The sequence below is a fragment of the Thauera phenylacetica B4P genome, from assembly GCF_000310225.1.
Lineage (GTDB): Bacteria > Pseudomonadota > Gammaproteobacteria > Burkholderiales > Rhodocyclaceae > Thauera > Thauera phenylacetica.
Map to the genome: position 1 here is coordinate 1 of NZ_AMXF01000390.1, position 2,240 is coordinate 2,240.

1 protein-coding gene is annotated in these 2,240 nt (G+C 75.1%); it reads right to left on the reverse strand.

Annotated features, from left to right (window positions below):
- Positions 1–2,240, reverse strand: a 2,240-nt coding sequence (locus tag C667_RS22335) for a CHAT domain-containing protein (RefSeq protein ID WP_004386304.1), incomplete at both ends; no start/stop codon positions are given.

Genomic DNA, 2,240 nt, shown 5'->3' on the forward strand with positions numbered 1-2,240 from the left:
GGCGGCGCCGCGCCGGTGCGCGGCCACGGCCTCGTCGGCGGCCAGGCGGGCGCGGCAGTTGGCGAGCTGTTCGAGCACGCGCAGCGGGCAATCGCCGGCAGCGGCGCGGATCGCACGATCGAGCTGCTCGATCGCCTCGGGCCAGGCGCGCGCCTCGGCCCAGGCAAAGCCGAGCGCGGCGCACAGGTCGGCGCGTGCGAGCCATTCCTCGCGGCCGCTCTCCGGGATGCCTTCCAGAAGCGCCGCGATGCGCGCCGCGGCATCGTCCCCGCCGCTGCTGCGCAGGGCCTGGGTGAGGTTGTCGAGCTCCACGCCGAGCTCGGTCGGGCAGTGGAAGCGGCGCGCCTGCGGCCGCGGCGCAGGGCGTCCGCGCAGCAGGGTGTAGGACGGGTCGCCGTAGCACTGGTAGGCGCCCCAGGTGTTGACCCCGCGGAAGCGCAGCCACACCTCCTCGCGTGCGGCGCGCACCGCCTCGCCGAAGGTCTCGCCGGCGAGCATCAGGCGGTAGAAGGTGTTGGCGAAGGCGAGCGCGGCGGCATCGTCCACCGCCCAGCCTGCGGCGACCACCGCGCGCACGCCCATGCGGATGAACTGCATGCCCAGGTTGGCGGCGAGCGCGCCCTTGTCTCCGCCGCGCATGCTGCCGAGGTGGCAGCAGTTGATGAAGACCAGCTCGGGTACCCAGCGCATCTGCTCGACGTCACCCGGGGTGAGGAAGGTGCCGCGCCCGATGACCATGCCGGAGACGGTCTCGGGCTCGGCCGCCGGTGGATCGCCGGGTTTGCGCCTGGCCTGCGTCAGGGGGAAGTCGAACTCGCCGTGGCCGGCCAGGTGGAGGATGCGCCAGGGGCTGCGATGCAGGCCGGCGAGCACCTCGTGGGTGGGAGGATCGATGCAGCGCTCCACCCGCCAGCCGGCGGTCTCGAAGCATTCGGCGACCTCGCGCGCCTCGGCGCGGGCGCCGGGCAGGTCGGGGAAATCCTCCCAGCCGTCGAGGTCGGGGTTGCCCACCACCAGGATGCTGGCCTCGTCCGCATGCACCGGCCGGGTGCGGTACTGGGGGGTGCGAATCTGGCGCACCACGCCGGCGGCGACCGCCGGCGGGCGGCCGCTGTCGCTCCAGCGGTTCTCCAGCAGCTCCCAGGGATAGCGCGCCGAGCGTGGATCGACCAGCAGCACCAGGTTGCCCTGGCGCGAGGCCGCCTCGCGCAGGCTCACCGGCAGCAGCATCTCGTGCAGCGTGAAGGCCGCCTCGGGGTTGGCCGCCGGCGAGGCCGCGGCCTCGCGGATGAAGGCGTCGGCGAGCGCGAGCTGGCCGCTCGCCAGGGTCTCCTCGGCGCGCGCGCGGTCGGTCACGAAGATGAAGCGCAGGCTGTCGCGCCGGCCCTCGTCCTCGATGATCTCCAGACGCTGCCACCATTCCGGGGCTTCGTCGAAGCGCACCCGCACACGCCCGCCGCGGCCGGCCTCGATGGCCTGCGCCGGCCAGCGCGCGGCGGCGCCGAGCTGCGGGATGGCGAGCACCGCCTGCAGGCTCTCGGCGGCGCCGATCGCCACGTCGGCGAAGAGCTCGACGAACTCGATGCGGTCGATCCACACCCGGCCGTCGAGCGCGGTCTCTTGCAGGCGCGCGTTGGCGGCGATGGCCGCGCGCACGATCGCCTCGACCGAGTCGCGCACCGACAGCGCGCCGGCGCCGGTGCCGACCAGCAGGCAGGACACCGAGGCCCGACGCGGACCGGCGGCCGGGCCGAAGCGCTCGTCCGGCCATTGCGCGATCTGCAGGGCGTGGTCGAGCAGCGCGCCGCGCACCCCGGCCTCGAGCAGGCCGGGGGTGAGCTCGCCGACCTCGCCGAGGCCGACCACGATCGCCCCCCCAGGCTGGCCATTGGCGCGCGGGTTGAAGAACTGCGCGCCGCTGCCGTGCTGCCCGGGGTAGAGGCCGAGCGCCTGGCGCTGCGACAGCGCACCGTCCAGACGACGGTCGAGCGCGGCCTCGGCGCTGACGATGGTGTCGCCGCGGTAATGCCCCACCAGCACCGGGAAGCGCGCATAGGAGAGGTCGCCATGGCGGATCGAGAGCTCGATCGGCGGTGTCGTGGGACGGGCTTCCGGCGGGCTCGCGGGCACGCCGCCGCCGAAGCCGAGGCTGCGCAGCTCGGACGGCGCGGGGATGCCGTCCGCCGGCGGCAACGGCGGCAGCTCGAAGCGCGCGGGCTCGTCGGCGAGCGCGCGCGCGC